We start from the raw sequence: 14,136 nt of genomic DNA, 5'->3' as shown, positions 1-14,136 counted from the left end.
GTCTCGCGGCGTGGCACGCCTCCGCTCGATCGGCACCGTGGCCCTGGCTGCCCTTCTCGTCACGGCCCTCGTGGCGGCGGCCGCGGCGGTCGTCCTGGTCCGCCGCCCCCTGCCGACCGTCTCGGGCGAGGTCGTCCTCACGGGTCTGCAGGCCGAGGTGCGCGTGCTGCGCGACGCCCGTGGCGTGCCGCAGGTCTACGCCGACGACGCCGACGACCTCTTCTTCGCGCAGGGCTTCGTCCACGCCCAGGACCGCTTCTTCCAGATGGACCTGCGCCGCCACGCCACCGCCGGCCGCCTCGCCGAGCTGCTCGGCGACGTGCCCGAGGTCGTCCGCTCCGACGTCGTCGTGCGCACGCTCGGGTGGCGCCAGGTGGCCGAGCAGGAGCTGACGCTGCTGGACCCGGAGACCCAGGCCGCCCTGGCGGCCTACGCGGACGGCGTCAACGCCTACCTCGACGGCCGCTCGCCGAGCGAGCTCTCGGCGGCCTACACGGTGCTCGGCGCGCAGGTCGACCTCGGCGCGGTCGAGCCCTGGACGCCGGCGGACTCCCTCGCCTGGCTCAAGGCCGTCGCCTGGTCCTTGCGCGCGAACTACGACGCCGAGCTGGGCCGCGCCGTCGCCTACGGCGCCGTCGGGGACGTCGGTCTCGTCGAGCAGCTCTACCCGGCCCCGTCGGCCGCCGGCAGCTCACCGGTGGTCTCGACGGTGGACGCCTTCTCGCCCACGGCGGGGAGCACGGGCGGCGAGCCCTCGCCCACCGACGTCCCGGACGAGGTCGCCGCCGAGGAGCAGGCGGCCGCCGACGCGCTCGCGGAGGCCCTGGGTGCCGACGGCGACCCGCTGGGCGCCGCGCAGGAGGCGCTCGACGCCGTCCCCGACCTGCTCGGGGCCCGCGGGGCGCTGGAGGCGGGCATCGGCTCCAACGCCTGGGCCGTGTCCGGCGAGCACACCGCGACGGGCGCGCCGCTGCTCGCGAACGACGTCCACCTGGACGCCGAGCTGCCCAGCACGTGGTCCCAGGTCGGCCTGCACTGCACCGAGGTCGACGACGAGTGCCCCTACGACGTCAGCGGCTTCTCCTACGCCGGCCTGCCCGGCGTCGTCGTCGGGCGCACGCCCCAGGTGGCCTGGGGTCTGACCAACCTCGGCGCCGACGTCACCGACCTGTTCCTGGAGCGCATCCGCGGTGAGACGTACCTGCGCGACGGCGAGGAGGTGCCGCTCGTCACCCGCACCGAGACCGTCGAGGTCGCCGGCGCGGACCCGGTCACCTTCACCGTGCGCAGCACCGAGCACGGCCCGCTCGTCTCCGACGTCCTCGCCGAGGTGGCGGCGGCGGGGCGGGCCGCGCCCGTCCCGGACCTCGCGCCGCCCTCCGGCCTCGGCGGCTACGCCGTCGCGCTGCAGTGGACGGCGCTGACGCCCGGCCGGACCATGGACGCCCTCCTGGCCCTGGACCGGGCGAGCAGCTGGGCCGACGTGCGTGGCGCCGCACGGCTCCTGGACTCGCCCGGGCAGGGCGTCGTCTACGCCGGGACCGACGGCAGCATCGGCTACCAGGCCTCCGGGCGGGTCCCGGTGCGCCAGCTCGGAGGCGGCCTCGGCCAGTCCCAGGGCACCTGGCCGCGGCTCGGCTGGGACCCGGCCTACGACTGGGCCGGGGAGGTGCCCTTCGAGGACCTCCCCTCGGTGCTCGACCCGCCGGACGGCGTGGTCGTCAGCGCCAACCAGCGCCCGTCCGACGCCTTCCTGCCCTTCCTGTCCGCCGACCTCGCCCAGGGGTACCGCTCCGAGCGGGTCCGCGAGGTGCTGCTGGGGTGGGTCGAGGAGGGGCGGCGCATCACCGCGGCGGACATGGAGTCCCTGCAGCAGGACGTGCAGGACCCCTTCGCCGAGGTGCTCGTGCCGCACCTGCTCGCCGCGCCGCTGCCCGAGGGCGGGGACTCCACGCCGGAGAGCCGGGCCTTCACCCGCGAGGCCGTCGCGCTGCTGCGCGGCTGGGACGGCTCGACGACGGCGGACTCGGCCCCGGCGGCCTACTACAACGCCGTCTGGGCGAACCTGCTGCGCCTGACCTTCGCCGACCAGCTGCCCGAGCAGGCCCAGCCGGTCGGCGGCGGCCGCTGGTTCGCCGTCGTCGCCGACCTCCTCGACGACCCCGACAACCCCTGGTGGGACGACGCCACGACGACGACCGTCGTCGAGACGCGCGACCAGGTGCTCGGCCGGGCCCTCACCGACGCCCGGCTGGAGCTGACGGCGAGCCTCGGCGCCGACCCCCAGGGCTGGCAGTGGGGCCGGCTGCACCGGCTGGAGCTGCGCCAGCAGCCGCTCGGCGACCCGGGCCTGCCGTGGCCGGTGCGCGAGCTGTGGTCGGTCGGGCCGGTCGAGCTCGGCGGCGGGACGTCGCTGGTCCGGTCGACGTCCTGGGACGCCCGGGAGGGCTACGAGGTCACGTCCGTCCCCTCCATGCGGCTGGTCGCCGACCTCGCCGACCCTGACGCCTCGCGCTGGGTCGACCTCGCCGGCGTCAGCGAGCACCCGTGGAGCGGCCACCAGAGCGACCAGCTGAGCACCTGGGCCGAGGGCGGCTCCTTCCCCTGGCCCTCGACCCCCGGCGCGGTGCAGGAGGCCGCGACCGACGAGCTGGTGCTGCGGCCGAGGGCGCCGGCGCCGGGCTGAGGCCGCCGAGGCCTGGGCCGCGCTCCCACCCTCGCGGTCAGTCCAGCCGCCGCCAGCGCGTGGGCGTGGCGACGTGGCCGACGCGGACGTCGTGCTCGAGCGCCGGCACCGGCTCGACGCCGGCGTCGAGCACCTCCTCGTCGTGCACCAGCGCGACCACGGGGGGCAGGGTGCCGCGGCGCTCGCGCAGGCCCTCCAGGGCGCGGTCGTAGTAGCCGCCGCCGCGGCCGAGGCGGCGGCCTGCGGTGTCGACGGCGAGGGCGGGAACCAGGACGACGCAGGCCTCGGCGAGGGCGCCCGGACCCAGGTCCGGCCCCGGGCTCGGGGGCTCGGCGTCGGGGACCTCGCCCAGGTGGGCCTCGCCCCACCCGAGCCGGACGCCGGCCCCGTCCTCGCCGGAGCAGGTGTGCGGCAGCAGGACCCGCGTCCCGCGCGCGCTCATCGCCGCGACGAGCGGCCAGGTGCCCGGCTCGGTGCCGAAGGAGGAGTAGCACGCGACGACGCCGCCCGCCCTCGGCAGGACCCCGGCGGACAGGACGACGTCGCGCAGCCGCTCGGCGACCTCGGCCCGCTCGCCCGGCCCCCGGGCCCGGCGTCCGGCCAGCAGGGCGCGCCGCATGGTCGCCTTCGACCGCTCGCAGCCCTCCGGGGCGCGCAGCCCGACCCCCATGGCAGGAGTGTGCGGCAGCGTCCCTGCCGGCACCAGGCGGCGGCGTCAGGTCGTCCTGCGGTCGGCGCCCGACGCCGTGACGTCGCCGCTAGCCTGCGGCGCATGAGCATCCACAAGGCCGTGATCCCCGCGGCGGGACAGGGCACCCGCTTCCTGCCGGCGACCAAGGCGTCGCCGAAGGAGATGCTGCCCGTGGTCGACGTGCCGGCCATCGAGTACGTGGTGCGGGAGGCGGTCGACGCGGGCCTGGCCGACATCCTCATGGTGACCGGGCGGGGCAAGCGGGCCCTGGAGGACCACTTCGACCGCAACGTCGAGCTGGAGGCGGGCCTGGAGGCCAAGGGCGACGACTCCAAGCTGAGCAAGGTCCGCAGCTCCACCGACCTGGCGCAGGTGCACTACGTGCGCCAGGGCGACCCGAAGGGGCTCGGCCACGCCGTCCTCGTCGCCAAGGCCCACGTCGGCCAGGAGCCCTTCGCCGTCCTGCTCGGCGACGACCTCATCGACCCCCGCGACCCGCTGCTCTCGACGATGACGGCGGTGCAGGAGCGCCTGGGCGGCAGCGTCGTCGCGCTCCTGGAGGTCCCGGAGGACCAGGTCTACCTCTACGGCTGCGCGACGCTGGACGAGGCGGCGTCGCAGGAGCTGGACGAGGACGTCGTCCGGATCACCGGCATGGTGGAGAAGCCGAAGGTCGAGGACGCGCCCTCCAACCTCGCCATCATCGGCCGGTACGTGCTGCACCCGGCGGTCTTCGAGGTCCTGGAGCGCACGCCGCCGGGCAAGGGCGGGGAGATCCAGCTCACCGACGCGCTGCAGACCCTCGCCGGCATGCCCGCCGAGGAGGGCGGCGGCGTCACCGGTGTCGTCTTCCGGGGCCGCCGGTACGACACGGGGGACAAGCTCGACTACATCAAGGCCGTCGTCCGGCTCGCCTGCGAGCGCGAGGACCTCGGCCCCGAGCTGCGGGACTGGCTGCGGACCAGCGTCGACGAGCTCACGGCCGAGCCGGCCCCGGCGTCCTGAGCGCGGGTCTGCCCGGCCCCGCGCCCACGTCGTCGACGGGGCCGCGCTCGCTGGAGGAGCACCTCGCGGTCGTGCTCGACGGCGCGGGCCCGCTCGCGCCGCAGCGGCTGCCGCTGCTGGAGGCGCTCGACCTCGTGCTCGCCGAGGACGTCGTCGCCGGGATGTCCCTCCCGCGCTTCGACGGCTCGTCGATGGACGGGTACGCCGTCCTGGCGGCGGACGTCGCCGGCGCCTCGGCGCAGGAGCCGGCGGTCCTGGACGTCGTCGGCGACGTGCCGGCGGGGGCTGCCGTCGTCGCGCCGCTGCGGGCCGGTGCGGCGGTGCGGGTGATGACGGGCGCCCCGGTCCCGGTCGCGGCCGGACCGGACGGGGCGGACGACGTGGTTGGGACGGCGGACGTGGCCGTCGTGCAGGTGGAGTGGACCGACGCGGCGCAGACCGGCCCGCCGCCGGCGCGCGTGCAGGTGCGCCGCCCCGTCGAGGCCGGTCGCAACATCCGCCGGGCGGGCGAGGACGTCGAGCTCGGCGAGAGGGTCCTGCGGGCGGGGGAGCGGCTCTCACCGCGGCACCTGGGGTTGCTGGCCTCGCTCGGCCGGGCCGACGTGCTGGTCTACCCCCGCCCGCGCGTCCTCGTGCTCTCGACGGGCACCGAGGTCGTCGAGCCCGGGGAGGCGCTGGGCGACGGGCAGATCCACGACTCGAACTCGATGACGCTCGTGGCCGCCTGCCGGGAGGCCGGCGCGCTCGCGCGGCGGGTGCGGGCGGTCGAGGACGACCCGGCGCGCCTGCTCGCCGTGCTCGCCCCCGAGCTGGCGGGCGCCGACCTCGTCCTGACGACGGGCGGGGTCAGCGCGGGCGCCTACGAGGTGGTCAAGGAGGCCTTCTCGGCGGGTGGGGCCGTGCGCTTCGTGCGCGTGGCGATGCAGCCCGGGGGCCCGCAGGGGGAGGGCTGGCTGGACGACGCCGGCCGGCCGGTGCGGGTGCTGGCCCTGCCGGGCAACCCTGTCAGCGCGTACGTGTCCTACGAGGCCTTCGTGCGGCCGTGGCTGCGCCTGGCCCTGGGCGAGGAGGAGCTGCAGCGGCCGCTCGTCGAGGCGGTCGTGGACCGCGGGTGGACCTCCGTGCCCGGCAAGCGCCAGCTCTACCGGGTCCGCCTGGAGCGGGACGCGGACGGCGTCGCCCACGTCGGCGCCATCGGCGGGCCGGGCAGCCACCTCGTCGCCGACCTCGTCACGGCGACGGCCCTCGCGGTCGTCCCCGAGGACGTGACGGACGTCCGCCCCGGTGCGAGGCTGTCGTGCATGCTCCTGGAGCGGGGAGGGCCCGCGCTGACGACGCCTGCCGCCGTGCCCGCCGACGCTGGGCCCGCCACGTCTGGGAGCCACGCGTGAGCGGGCTGACGCACCTCGACGAGCGGGGCCAGGCGCGGGTCGTCGACGTCTCGGGCAAGGACGTGACGGTCCGGACGGCGTCGGCCGCGGGCCGGGTGCTGTGCGCGCCCGTCGTCGTCGAGGCGCTGCGCGGGGGCGGCGTGCCCAAGGGGGACGCCCTCGCCGTCGCGCGCATCGCCGGGCTGCAGGCCGCCAAGCGCACGCCCGACCTCGTGCCGCTGGCCCACCCGGTGGCCGTGCACGCCGTGGAGGTGGAGGTGGAGGTCGTCGACGAGGGCGTGGAGATCACCGCGACCGTGCGCACGGCCGACCGGACAGGCGTCGAGATGGAGGCGCTGACCTGCGTGGCCGTCGCCGGGCTGGCGCTCGTGGACATGGTCAAGGCGCTGGACCGGGGCGCCGTCATCACCGACGTGCGGGTCACCGCCAAGTCCGGCGGGCGCTCGGGGACGTGGGCGCGTGGGTGACCCGGGGGGCGCGCCACGCGGTGTGCCAGCCGGCCCGCGGACGGCGGCCGTCGTCGTCGCCTCGACCCGTGCCGCGCGCGGGGTCTACGTCGACGAGACCGGTCCGCTGCTCGTCGAGGGGCTGCGGCAGATGGGGCTGGCCGTCGAGGACGCCGTCGTCGTCGAGGACGGCGAGCCGGTGGGGCGGGCGCTGCGGGCGGCGCTGGACGCCGGGGCGGCGGTCGTCGTGTCCACCGGGGGGACGGGCCTGACGCCGCAGGACCTCACCCCGGAGCAGACGGCGCCGCTGCTGGACCGCGAGCTGCCCGGCCTCGCCGAGGCGTTGCGGGCGCAGGGCCGGGAGAAGGGCGTGGCGACGGCGTCGCTGTCGCGCGGGCTGGCCGGCACGGTCGGGACCGCGCTCGTCGTCAACCTGCCCGGGTCTCCCGGTGCCTGCCGCGACGGGCTCGCGGTGCTGGCCGACGTGCTGCCGCACGCGCTGGACCAGGTCGCCGGCGGCGACCACGCCCGGCCGTGAGCACGCGGGGCCACGTCGAGACCGACGGCGTCCTGGCGGTCCACGGACCTCGCAGGCCGCCGCGGGGCCGTCGGTGAACGGGTGGCCGGTGGAGCTGCGCTCCGGCGACGTCACGCTGCGACCCATCCACCGCCGCGACCGGGCCGCCTGGGGGCGGCTGCGCGCGGCGAACGCGGCATGGCTGGCCCCGTGGGAGGCGACGCCCCCGGCCGGCACCCTGCCGCCGCCGTCGTTCCCCGCGATGGTCCGCGAGCTGCGCCAGCAGGCGCGGCTGGGGCAGTCGATGCCCTTCGTCGTCGAGCACCGCCGGCGGATGGCCGGGCAGCTCACGGTGGCGGGGATGTCGTGGGGCTCGCTGCGCTCGGGGACCATCGGGTACTGGGTGGACCAGCGCCTGGCCGGCCGCGGCATCACCCCCACGGCCGTCGCGATGACGACCGACCACTGCTTCGGCCCGGTCGGCCTGCACCGGGTCGAGATCAACATCCGCCCCGAGAACGTCGCCAGCCTGCGCGTCGTCGAGAAGCTGGGCTTCCGCGACGAGGGCCTGCGGCGCGGCTACCTGCACATCGACGGCGCCTGGCGCGACCACCGCACCTTCGCCCTCACCGCCGAGGAGGCTCCCGACGGGCTGCTCGCGCGGTGGCTCGCCGCCCGCGGGGACGCGCCCGCGCCGTCCTGAGCGCCGCCCCGCCCCTCTGGCGGACTTCGTAGCCCTTTTCCGCCGCAGGGGCTCCTGCCGTCGGACTTCGTAGCCCTTCTCCGGCGCGGAGGGGCGTGCGAGGTGGTGTCGCGGCGCGCCTTCCGGGCGGCAGGACGGCCGGCGCCTAGCGTCCTGGCTGTGGGTGGAGGGGTGCTGGTCGCCGTGCTCGTCGTCGCGGTCCTCCTCGGGGGAGTGCCCGCACTGGCCCGCCGTCGTGCGGAGCTCGGTGCGTGGCACGTCGGGGCCCGGGCGACGACGTCGCGCCCGAGCGGTGCTCACCGCGCCGCCGCGCCGGCGCGGGCGTCCGTGGGACGCCCCGCGGAGCAGCTCGGCGCGCGCGTCGTCACCACGCTCTCGCCGCTCGCGTCCGTGCCGCCCCTCTCGAGCGTGCCCCGCCGGGAGCCGGGTGCGGCGCGCGTGCTGGACCGGCGCCAGGGCGTGCCCCGTCCGCGGTGCGCCGGCGGGAGCGCCTCCCGGGCACCCCTCCTCGTGCGGGGCCAGGTGCCGCCGGCGACGTCGTCGGCGACGCCGGAGCTGGCCGACGAGCTGGCCGACCCGGGAACGCGGGCGCGGGATGCCGCCGAGGAGCGTGCGACGCGCGCGCGGGTCGCCCGGGCGCTGCGCGAGGCTCCCACCGCGGCCCTGGCGGTCACGTCCCCGGCGACGTCCTCCTCGACGTCCCCAGCGACGTCCCCTGTGCCGCCTCCGTCGGACGCCGGCGCCGGCTCCTGCCCCACGCGTGAGTTGCCGGTCGTCGGGGGGGCCGGGACGCCGACGCAGGACCGCGGGCGGAGCTCCTCCGCCGACGTCCCGCGCCAGCGCAGCCGGCGCCGCGACGGGCGCGCTCCGGGACGTCGGCCCGCCGCTCGTCGCGGGCACACGCTCGTCCTCGCCGCGCTCCTGGCGACCGCCCTGGCCGTCGTCGGGCTGGCCGTCGCGGGGCACGTCCCGCTCGTCGTGGCGGCGCTCGCCCCGGCCCTGGTGGCCGTCCACCTCGTGCTCCTGCGCCGGGCCGCCGTCGCCCGCCGTCGGACCGCCCGCCAGCAGCACCGTCGGGCCGCCGCCGCGTCCCGGGCAGCCCGGGTGGCGGCTGCGGCAGCGGCAGCGGCCGAGAGCAGGGCGGAGGAAGCACGCCTCGCCGAGCGGGACCGCCCGGTCTTCTTCGACCTCGACGTCCCGGTCGAGCGCCCCCGGCGTCCGACGACCGCGGGCGGCGTCGTCACGGGTCCGCTGACGTCGCTCACCGACCTGCGCGCCGCCGCCGCGGCCGAGGCCGCCGAGGGCGTGCGCGGCCCGTCGGTCCTGGCCCCGCCGGTGGAGCAGCCGCCGGCCGAGCAGCCGCCGGCGCCGGCCGTCGGTCGCGCCCGGCGTCGTCGCAGCGCCTGAGCGTCCAGCGCCGCCGGCTCGTGCCTGGCGCCTCGTCGTGCCTGGGGGGCGTGCGGCCGCTGGTAGGCTCCTGGGCGTCCAAGGGGCTGTGGCGCAGCTGGTAGCGCACCTCGTTCGCAACGAGGGGGTCAGGGGTTCGAGTCCCCTCAGCTCCACCCTGAGGGTCTGGCCCGCGACGTCGCGGTCTGGTCTGCGACGTGACGACCCTGGTGACGACGTCCTCGACGGCGCCGCTGCCGTCCCTCCTGCCGAGCAGGTGCGCTGCTCCGGGTCGCGGGCTGGCCCACCGGCTCGCCTGACGCCGCCGGCACCGTGCCAGGAGACCGGGTCCGCCGCCGTGCGGCTGCGCACCGGTCGCGGGAAGGTGGCGGGATGACGACACCGACGACGTCCTTGCCCAGCCCCACCGTCAGCCTGCCCGGTGGCGGCGCGATGCCGCTGCTCGGCTTCGGCACCTGGCAGTCCGAGGGCGACGACGCCTACCGCTCCGTCCTCCACGCGCTGCAGGTCGGCTACCGCCACGTCGACACGGCCACCGGCTACGGCAACGAGGACCAGGTGGGCCGCGCCATCGCCGAGTCCGGCGTGCCGCGCGAGGAGATCTTCGTGACGACGAAGGTGCCGCCGACCCAGGTCGACCAGGCCCGCGACGTCATCGCCCGTTCGCTGGACCTGCTCGGTCTCGACCACGTCGACCTGTGGCTCGTCCACTGGCCGCCGGACGGCCAGGCCCGCCCCGACGTGTGGGAGACGGTGCTCGGCGCCAAGGCCGACGGCCTCTCCCGCGACGTCGGCGTCAGCAACTACAGCACCGCCCAGATGGACGAGCTCGTCTCGGCCACCGGTGAGGCGCCCGCCGTCGACCAGGTCCCGTGGGCGCCGGCGCTGCACGACGCCGGCTTCCTCGCCGCGTGCGCCGAGCGCGGCGTCGTCGTCGAGGGCTACAGCCCCTTCAAGAAGACCGACCTCGACGACCCAGTGCTCGCCGAGGTCGCCGCGGCGCACGGCGTCACGCCGCGCCAGGTCGTGCTGCGCTGGCACCTGGAGCACGGCGTCGTCGTCATCCCGAAGTCGGTGACGCCCGAGCGCATCACGGCCAACGCCGACGTCTTCGGCTTCGAGCTCAGCGCCGAGGAGGTCCGCCGGGTCGACGGCCTCGCCGGCTGAGCACCCGCAGGCCGTCAGGCCCGGCCACCGGGAGGGGGCGGGACGTCCCGCCCCCTCCTCGGTGCGTCGACGACGAGGTGCCGGGGCGACGCGGGAGCGGTCAGATCCAGCTGCGGAACCACATCCGGTCGCGCCACTGCTCGTAGGGGATGACGTCGCCGGTCCACACCGGCCAGAAGAAGGCGGCGGCGAGCACCGCGGCGACGACGACCGCACCCGCCGCCGCAGCGCCCCAGCCCCGGCGGCGCCGGCTGGCGTCCGGCGGCCCGAGCGCCATCCCGAGGACCATCGTCAGGGCGAGGACCACGTAGGGCACGAAGGCCACCGTGTAGAAGGTGTAGATCGTGCGGTCGGGGTAGAGGAACCACGGCAGGTACAGCCCCGCGACGGGCGCCAGCACCGCCCCGGCCCGCCAGTCCCGCCGCAGCGCCCACACGCCGAGCAGCACGACGAGCGAGGCCGCCCCGCCCCACCAGACCACAGGGTTGCCCAGCGCGGTGATGGCCTGCGAGCACGAGTCGACGCCGCAGCCGTTGAGCCCGTCGCCCTGGCCCTGGTAGTAGAAGGACGTCGGCCGGGACTGCACGAGCCAGGACTCCGGGCTCGACTCGTAGGGGTGCCCGGTGCTCAGCCCGACGTGGAAGCTGTACATCTCCACGTGGTAGTGCCACAGCGAGGCCAGCGCGTCGGGCGACCAGGGCAGGTAGTCCGGCCGCTCGGCGGCGAACTGGCGGAGGTGACCGGTCGTCGAGACGAACCAGCCGGCCCACGAGGCGAGGTAGGCCGCCAGCGCCACGAGCACCATGCCGACGCCCGCCGGGACGCCGTCCTTGAGGAGACCTCCGGCGAACCAGTGCCGGACGCCGGCCGCGCGCCGCGTCCCGCAGTCCCAGAGGACGGTCATCAGCCCGAGGACGGCGAAGGCGTAGAGCCCCGACCACTTCGTCCCGACCGCGAGGCCGAGGCAGACCGCGGCGACCAGCCGCCACGGGCGCGCCAGCAGCCACGGGCCGAGGCCGTCGAGGCGGGCGCGGGCGGCGTCGCGGGCGCCGACCACCTGCGCGAGGCGGGCGCGGCTCGCGTCGCGGTCCAGCAGCAGCGCCCCGAAGGCGGCGAGCACCCAGAACATGACGAAGACGTCGAGGAGCCCGGTGCGCGAGTGCACGAGGTGCTGCCCGTCGACCGCCAGCAGCAGCCCGGCGACGACGCCGAGCAGCGTGGAGGAGAACAGCCGCCGGGCGATGCGGGCCAGCAGGAGGACCGACAGCGTCCCCGCGAGCGCCGCCCCGAGCCGCCAGCCGGCCGAGCTGTCCTGGCCGAGCAGCAGCTGCCCCAGCGCGAGCATCCACTTGCCGACGGGCGGGTGGACGGGGAAGTCGGCCTGCTCCAGCGGCGAGGGGTCGCCGGCCGCGAAGTCCGCGTCGGCGCCGTCGGGCCACTCGAGCTCGTAGCCGGCGACGAGGAGGGAGTACGCCTGCTTGACGTAGTAGGTCTCGTCGAAGACCAGCTGCTCGGGGCGGCCGAGGTGCACGAGCCGCATGACGCCGGCGAGCACCGTGACGAGCAGCGGGCCCACCCAGCCCCACAGCACGTCGGTGGGTCGGCGGCCGACGAGGCGCCCGCGCAGCGCGGCGACGTCGGCGCCAGGCTCCCCGGACGCGTCGACGACGGGGGAGCTCCCCGCGCGGGCGGCCGAGGTGGTGCTCACGCGGGCGATGCTAGGTGGGTGCCCGCCCGGGACGGACGTGTCCTGCACAGGGACTGCGCGACCGGCGCCGGGCGCCGGCGCTGGGAGACTGCTCGGGTGCCGCACCACGAGCAGCTCCCGAGCGACGTCGACGGCCCGCCGCACGTCGCCGCGGCCGACGACGAGGACGACCTGCCGCCGCTGGCCCCCGTCACGCCCCGCGCCGGCGGGCGGCTGCTGCTGGCGGCCACGCCCATCGGCGACGCCCGTGACGCCCCGCCGCGCCTGGCGCACGTGCTCGCGACGGCCGACCTCGTCGCCGCCGAGGACACCCGCCGGCTGCGCCGTCTGCTGCGGGCCCTCGACGTCGAGCCGCGCGGGCGCGTCGTCTCCTGCCACGAGCACAACGAGAGCGCGCGCGCCGAGGACGTCGTCGCCGTCGTGCGGGCCGGCGGCACCGCCGTGCTCGTCAGCGACGCCGGGATGCCGTCGGTCTCCGACCCCGGCTACCGGCTCGTGCAGGCGATGGTCGCGGCGGACCTGCCCGTCAGCGCCGTGCCCGGGCCGTCGGCGGTGCTCGCGGCGCTCGCCGTCTCGGGGCTGCCGACCGACCGGTTCACCTTCGAGGGCTTCCTGCCCCGCAAGGACGGCGAGCGCCGCACCGTGCTCGGCGAGCTCGCGGACGAGCGGCGCACGATGGTCTTCTTCGAGTCCCCGCACCGGCTCGGCGCCTCGCTGGCCGTCATGGCCGAGACCTTCGGCGGCGACCGGCGCGCCGCCGTGTGCCGGGAGCTGACCAAGACCTACGAGGAGGTCGTGCGGGACGACCTCGACGGCCTGCTGGCCTGGTCGGACCGCACGCTGCTGGGCGAGATCACCCTCGTCGTCGCCGGTGCCCGCCCGCGCCGGCCGGGCGCGCAGGAGCTGCTCGACCTCGTGCTGGCCCGCACGCAGGCCGGGGAGCGGCTCAAGGACGCGGCCCGCGCCGTCGCCGCCGAGCACGGCGCGACCAGCCGGGACCTCTACGCCGCGGCCGTGGCCGCCCGGAAGGGCTGAGCCGGGGCCCGCCGCACGGCGGGCGCACCGGGCCGGCCCGCGGGGGCCGGCGCAGGGCCCGGCCGGGGGCCGTCCGCGTGGCGAGCCGTCCTCGGCCCGCACCGGTCGCGGAGATACCGTGGGCAGATGGAGTTCCGCCGCATCCCGGGCCTGCCGCCCTACGTCTTCACGATCATCGACTCGCTGAAGATCGAGGCGCGGCGAGCCGGGCGCGACGTGGTCGACCTCGGCTTCGGCAACCCCGACATCCCCTCCCCGGAGCTGACCGTCGAGAAGCTCGCCGAGGCCGCGCACAACACGCGCAACCACCGGTACTCCTCCTCCCGGGGGCTGCCGAAGCTGCGCCAGGCGGTCTCCGACCTGTACCGGCGCCGCTTCGACGTCGTCGTCGACCCGGACACCGAGGTCATCAACACCATCGGCGCGAAGGAGGGCTTCAGCCACCTCATGTGGGTGCTGCTGCAGTCCGGCGACGTCGCCCTGGTGCCCTCGCCGAGCTACCCCATCCACATCTGGGGGCCCTACTTCGCCGGCGCCGACGCCCGCCAGGTCTCCCTCAACGGGCCCGACGGCCCCGACGGGGCGGCCTACGTGGACAACGTCATGGAGGCGTGGGAGCTGGGCTGGCCCAAGCCGCGGGTCGTGGTCCTGTCCTTCCCGCACAACCCGACGACGGCGACGATCGAGCTGGTCGACCTGCAGCGCCTCGTCGACTGGGCGCGCGAGCGCGACGTCGTCCTCGTGCACGACTTCGCCTACGCCGACACGACGTTCGACGGGTGGCGGCCGCCGTCGATCCTGCAGTGCGACGGCGCCAAGGAGTGCGCCGTCGAGCTCTACTCGATGACGAAGTCCTTCTCCATGGCCGGGTGGCGGGTGGCCTTCCTCGTCGGCAACCGCGAGGTCGTCGGCGCGCTGGCCAAGCTCAAGAGCTACCTGGACTACGGCACCTTCCAGCCCATCCAGATCGCCGCGACCGTCACCCTCAACGAGGCCGCTGACTACCCGCAGGAGGTCAGCGACATCTACGAGTCGCGGCGCAACGCCCTCGTGGAAGGCCTCAACCGGGCGGGATGGCCGCTGGAGCCGCCGCGCGGGACGATGTTCGCCTGGGCCAAGATCCCCGAGCCCTACCTCGAGATGCGCTCCATCGAGTTCGCCAAGCACGTCATCACCGAGTGCGACGTCGCGGTCTCTCCCGGCGTCGGCTTCGGCCCCGAGGGCGACGACTACGTGCGCTTCGCCCTCATCGAGAACGAGCAGCGCATCGGCCAGGCCGCCCGCCAGCTGCGCAAGGGCCTCGTCAAGCTGGGCTGACCGCGCCCGGCGACGCCGAGGAGATCGGCCGGCGGTGACGCCTCCGGGTCGTCGTCGGTGCCC

Annotated in this window: 12 protein-coding genes and 1 tRNA gene; 11 read left to right on the top strand and 2 right to left on the bottom strand. The window is 76.6% G+C overall.

The window, feature by feature from the left end:
• Positions 1 to 10: 10 nt before the first annotated feature.
• Positions 11 to 2,686: a penicillin acylase family protein gene (locus tag WDV86_RS00280; RefSeq protein WP_339565588.1), complete on the top strand. Its 2,676-nt coding sequence runs from the start codon at positions 11 to 13 to the stop codon at positions 2,684 to 2,686.
• Positions 2,687 to 2,723: 37 nt separating this feature from the next.
• Here WDV86_RS00280 and WDV86_RS00275 read toward each other — a convergent pair whose 3' ends face one another.
• Entirely contained in the window at positions 2,724 to 3,356 is a 633-nt protein-coding gene (locus tag WDV86_RS00275) for a 5-formyltetrahydrofolate cyclo-ligase (RefSeq protein ID WP_339565587.1), read from the bottom strand.
• Between the two features lie 102 nt (positions 3,357 to 3,458).
• Between WDV86_RS00275 and galU the strand changes: the two genes are divergently transcribed.
• From galU to WDV86_RS00235, 8 genes are all read left to right on the top strand, one after another.
• Positions 3,459 to 4,382, top strand: a complete 924-nt coding sequence (gene galU, locus WDV86_RS00270) for a UTP--glucose-1-phosphate uridylyltransferase GalU (protein ID WP_339565586.1) — start codon at positions 3,459 to 3,461, stop codon at positions 4,380 to 4,382.
• Positions 4,292 to 5,773, top strand: coding sequence for a molybdopterin molybdotransferase MoeA (locus tag WDV86_RS00265; protein ID WP_339565890.1), 1,482 nt, complete (start codon positions 4,292 to 4,294; stop codon positions 5,771 to 5,773). The genes galU and WDV86_RS00265 overlap by 91 nt, the downstream gene beginning before the upstream one ends.
• On the top strand, positions 5,770 to 6,240 hold the full coding sequence (gene moaC, locus WDV86_RS00260; protein ID WP_339565585.1) for a cyclic pyranopterin monophosphate synthase MoaC: 471 nt from the start codon (positions 5,770 to 5,772) through the stop codon (positions 6,238 to 6,240). The genes WDV86_RS00265 and moaC overlap by 4 nt, the downstream gene beginning before the upstream one ends.
• Complete coding sequence (locus WDV86_RS00255) at positions 6,233 to 6,757, top strand: MogA/MoaB family molybdenum cofactor biosynthesis protein (RefSeq protein WP_339565584.1); 525 nt, start codon at positions 6,233 to 6,235, stop codon at positions 6,755 to 6,757. Before moaC ends, WDV86_RS00255 begins: the two co-directional genes overlap by 8 nt.
• A gap of 88 nt (positions 6,758 to 6,845) precedes the next feature.
• Positions 6,846 to 7,439, top strand: coding sequence for a GNAT family N-acetyltransferase (locus tag WDV86_RS00250; protein WP_339565583.1), 594 nt, complete (start codon positions 6,846 to 6,848; stop codon positions 7,437 to 7,439).
• Positions 7,440 to 7,598: 159 nt separating this feature from the next.
• Positions 7,599 to 8,846: a hypothetical protein gene (locus WDV86_RS00245; protein ID WP_339565582.1), complete on the top strand. Its 1,248-nt coding sequence runs from the start codon at positions 7,599 to 7,601 to the stop codon at positions 8,844 to 8,846.
• Positions 8,847 to 8,928: 82 nt separating this feature from the next.
• Positions 8,929 to 9,001 (top strand) — tRNA-Ala (locus WDV86_RS00240).
• Positions 9,002 to 9,218: 217 nt separating this feature from the next.
• Positions 9,219 to 10,013 carry an aldo/keto reductase gene (locus WDV86_RS00235; RefSeq protein WP_339565581.1) on the top strand — a complete coding sequence of 265 codons (795 nt, stop codon included), beginning with the start codon at positions 9,219 to 9,221 and terminating at the stop codon, positions 10,011 to 10,013.
• Between the two features lie 100 nt (positions 10,014 to 10,113).
• Here the strand turns inward: WDV86_RS00235 and WDV86_RS00230 are convergent, their stop codons facing one another.
• Positions 10,114 to 11,721 carry a dolichyl-phosphate-mannose--protein mannosyltransferase gene (locus tag WDV86_RS00230; protein ID WP_339565580.1) on the bottom strand — a complete coding sequence of 536 codons (1,608 nt, stop codon included), beginning with the start codon at positions 11,719 to 11,721 and terminating at the stop codon, positions 10,114 to 10,116.
• 180 nt (positions 11,722 to 11,901) lie between these two features.
• On the opposite strand from WDV86_RS00230, the gene rsmI reads away from it, so the two are divergent.
• Positions 11,902 to 12,756 carry a 16S rRNA (cytidine(1402)-2'-O)-methyltransferase gene (rsmI, locus tag WDV86_RS00225; protein WP_445262886.1) on the top strand — a complete coding sequence of 285 codons (855 nt, stop codon included), beginning with the start codon at positions 11,902 to 11,904 and terminating at the stop codon, positions 12,754 to 12,756.
• A 126-nt stretch (positions 12,757 to 12,882) separates the two neighbouring features.
• Positions 12,883 to 14,073: an aminotransferase class I/II-fold pyridoxal phosphate-dependent enzyme gene (locus WDV86_RS00220; RefSeq protein ID WP_339565578.1), complete on the top strand. Its 1,191-nt coding sequence runs from the start codon at positions 12,883 to 12,885 to the stop codon at positions 14,071 to 14,073.
• Positions 14,074 to 14,136 lie beyond the last annotated feature (63 nt).

Origin of the sequence: Pseudokineococcus sp. 1T1Z-3 (assembly GCF_037482365.1) — a bacterium.
GTDB lineage: Bacteria > Actinomycetota > Actinomycetes > Actinomycetales > Quadrisphaeraceae > Pseudokineococcus.
This window is presented reverse-complemented; position numbering and strand designations above follow the sequence as displayed.

Coding starts and splice junctions, on each gene's coding strand:
- WDV86_RS00275 (WP_339565587.1), bottom strand. CDS start 3,356: ATGGGGGTCGGGCTGCGCGCCCCGGAGGGCTGCGAGCGGTCGAAGGCG.
- galU (WP_339565586.1), top strand. CDS start 3,459: ATGAGCATCCACAAGGCCGTGATCCCCGCGGCGGGACAGGGCACCCGC.
- WDV86_RS00235 (WP_339565581.1), top strand. CDS start 9,219: ATGACGACACCGACGACGTCCTTGCCCAGCCCCACCGTCAGCCTGCCC.
- WDV86_RS00220 (WP_339565578.1), top strand. CDS start 12,883: ATGGAGTTCCGCCGCATCCCGGGCCTGCCGCCCTACGTCTTCACGATC.